The organism is Brevundimonas vesicularis (assembly GCF_014204545.1).
GTDB classification, from domain to species: domain Bacteria; phylum Pseudomonadota; class Alphaproteobacteria; order Caulobacterales; family Caulobacteraceae; genus Brevundimonas; species Brevundimonas vesicularis_B.
Map to the genome: position 1 here is coordinate 1 of NZ_JACHLJ010000012.1, position 2,468 is coordinate 2,468.

General features: G+C 63.5%; 6 protein-coding genes. 5 read left to right on the forward strand and 1 reads right to left on the reverse strand.

The window, feature by feature from the left end; translation table 11 throughout:
* Window positions 1-298: 298 nt before the first annotated feature.
* The 5 genes from HNP47_RS16105 to HNP47_RS16125 all read left to right on the forward strand — a co-directional run bounded on the left by HNP47_RS16105 (window position 299) and on the right by HNP47_RS16125 (window position 2,080).
* On the forward strand, window positions 299-466 hold the full coding sequence (locus HNP47_RS16105) for a hypothetical protein (protein WP_184280369.1): 168 nt from the start codon (window positions 299-301) through the stop codon (window positions 464-466).
* A gap of 211 nt (window positions 467-677) precedes the next feature.
* Window positions 678-884 carry a hypothetical protein gene (locus HNP47_RS16110; RefSeq protein WP_155966009.1) on the forward strand — a complete coding sequence of 69 codons (207 nt, stop codon included), beginning with the start codon at window positions 678-680 and terminating at the stop codon, window positions 882-884.
* Window positions 885-945: 61 nt separating this feature from the next.
* Window positions 946-1,149 (forward strand): hypothetical protein, encoded by a 204-nt coding sequence (locus HNP47_RS16115; protein WP_003168400.1) that lies wholly within the window; start codon window positions 946-948, stop codon window positions 1,147-1,149.
* Between the two features lie 85 nt (window positions 1,150-1,234).
* Window positions 1,235-1,426, forward strand: a complete 192-nt coding sequence (locus tag HNP47_RS16120) for a hypothetical protein (protein ID WP_252970198.1) — start codon at window positions 1,235-1,237, stop codon at window positions 1,424-1,426.
* A 36-nt stretch (window positions 1,427-1,462) separates the two neighbouring features.
* Complete coding sequence (locus tag HNP47_RS16125; RefSeq protein ID WP_260394947.1) at window positions 1,463-2,080, forward strand: recombinase family protein; 618 nt, start codon at window positions 1,463-1,465, stop codon at window positions 2,078-2,080.
* On the opposite strand, the gene HNP47_RS16130 is transcribed toward HNP47_RS16125, so the two are convergent.
* Window positions 2,077-2,355 (reverse strand): hypothetical protein, encoded by a 279-nt coding sequence (locus tag HNP47_RS16130; protein WP_146756761.1) that lies wholly within the window; start codon window positions 2,353-2,355, stop codon window positions 2,077-2,079. The genes HNP47_RS16125 and HNP47_RS16130 overlap by 4 nt on opposite strands.
* Window positions 2,356-2,468: the final 113 nt, after the last annotated feature.

Sequence of the window (2,468 nt, forward strand, 5' to 3'; positions counted from 1 at the left end):
ATCTCACCCACCCCATCACTCCACGCTCAAGCTTATTTTCCTCGACCCTGTGGCCCGGACGATGTGAAAGAAGGGTTCAAGGGCAACCCGTTCGCAGCGTGCTTATAGAGAAAGGTGCGAACGGGTTGTGGAGGATGGGTTCTCGACGAGGAGCCGGGACCAATGACCTCGACAGAGAACTATCCGGGTGAGCCGGGGCTGGGCTTCGTGGAGGAGACGAGCGGCAGCGAGGCGGGGGAACGAAGGCCACGGGAGACTCGCCCGGATCGGGTGACCGCTTCAGCGGGCGACCGGCAGATTGGCGTTGGAAGGCTCCAGCCTGATCGGGTTGATCTGGACGAGCCGCTCCCTGTCGGTCACGGCGTCGTTCGCCTTGGTCGATGTCGTCGCGGACGAGCCGCTCGCCTTCGACCGGCGATTGGCCTTCGGTCGATTTGATCTCGTCGGCGCCAGAGAATTCAGGTGATGAGGCCGAAGGCCGATCAAGCACGCCACGAACGGGTTGGAGGGCGTTCTCCCAAACACCCCCGGAATCCGATTGTCTCGCGCCCCGGAAACACGGGCCTTCAGAGCCGCCCGTCGATGTGCCCGCTTCCATCTGTTTTCCGGCTCAGCTTGACCGTCATAATGACCTGTGTTTTCCTCCAGCCATGGGACGGCTGCTGAAAAAGCTGCTGATGGATCACCCCGCCTACGACATCCGGCGGGACAAGGACGGCTTCGTGCTGATCGGCAAGCCCGACCACATCGACGAGTTCAGCGATCTGGTGCGCGAGGCGGCTGATCATGCTGGAGAGGACTTCGTGGTCTTCACCACGAGCGATGGCGGCCAAGGCTACAGCCAGATGTTCGTCATGCCGCTGGACGCGGTTGATGCTCGCTGAGCGGAGTCACCTCGAAAACAACGGTTGGGGAGCGCGGCCCTGTGATCGGCGTTCAGATCGCATGCGTCTCCCGACCAGCTATAATCGACTGCGGGCTGCGCTGGCCCGAGAGCAGGCCAGCAAGACCTTCGTCGTCGAGCATCGTCAGCACTATCTACGACTCGCCTTTCAATACGACGCCATTGCCGCACTGGAAGCGGAGCGACCGCGCCTGACGGCGCCCGCACGACGGCCTGCCGGGATCGTCGCCTCACTTCCCAACTGAGCCGTTCTGAACCATCCGACGCCTCACGCCTTCCAAGAACATGGATCGGCTCAACACCCTTCTCGAAGGCTCCCCGGCGTATGGAGTGCTCGACGCCAAGGACGGCGTGGTGCTGTTCCGCCGATCCGGCTTCGAGCAGGAGTTCAACGAACTGGCCGCTGAAGCCGTGGAGGCGGCAGGGGAAGAGTTTGAGGTCATCCCATTGACCAGCGGTGACGACTGCGACCGGCTCTTCATCGCGCCGAGGGAAGAGCGGTCGTTCGCCCGATCTGATTGACGCTCTGCCGATCCATGAGAGCCTGTTCTCCCAACATTGGATCGGAGAACACCCCTGACCAAGCGCGTCGCGATCTACGCCCGTGTGAGCACGGCCGATAAGAACCAGACGGTCGAGAACCAATTGCGCGATCTGCTGGCCGTCGCCGAGCGTCAGGGCTGGACCGTCACCGCGACCTTCACCGACGAAGGCATCAGCGGCGTGAAGGGGCGGGATCGGCGCCCCGGCTACGACTCGCTGCTCAAGGGCGTGGCGCGCAAGGACTTCGATCAGATCATGGCGTGGAGCGTGGACCGCCTCGGGCGCAGCCTTCCCGACCTCGTGGCCTTCCTGAACGACATTCAGTCCAAGAATGTGGACCTCTACCTGCACCAGCAGGGCCTCGACACCTCGACGCCCTCAGGCCGGATGATGTTCCAGATGCTGGGCGTCTTCGCCGAGTTCGAGCGCGCCATGATCCGAGAGCGCATCCTCGCCGGTCTGCGTCGCACGACCAAGAAGTCCGGGCGGAAGCCTATGCCTGACGACCGTGTGGAAGCGATCAGGAAATCGTTGGCGGACGGTCAGGGCATCCGCGCCACCGCCCGGCTCCATCGTGCCTCGCCCATGACGGTGACCGCCATCAAGCGCTCGATGGAGAGCGTCCCGGCCTAAGCCAAAGCCAGCCTCGCGTTCACCTGATCTTCCTCGCGGCTGAACTGGAAGCGCACCTCGACGCCGCCATTGCCGAGCGGGTAGTGCGGCCAGTTCGACGGCTCGATGCCGATAGACATCACTACCGCCTTCGCCCGCTCGGCCAGCACCTGCTGGGCCAGTGCGTTCAGCGACAGCTTCCCGACATCGTAGCCCGCCTTCGCAAGCACCTCGGCGAGACGCTGCTCTTCGACGTCAACATCGGACGCCGGGACGATGTGATCCAGCTTCCACACGTTGACCTTCCCCCCGTCCAATCAGAGCCTTGGCGATCTCCTAACCAACCGAGTCGCGCACTGCCACCATGACCGACGAAAGCGACCACACGGCCGTCCCCTCGGCTCCACCA

Coding starts and splice junctions, on each gene's coding strand:
- HNP47_RS16110 (WP_155966009.1), top strand. CDS start 678: ATGGATCACCCCGCCTACGACATCCGGCGGGACAAGGACGGCTTCGTG.
- HNP47_RS16115 (WP_003168400.1), top strand. CDS start 946: ATGCGTCTCCCGACCAGCTATAATCGACTGCGGGCTGCGCTGGCCCGA.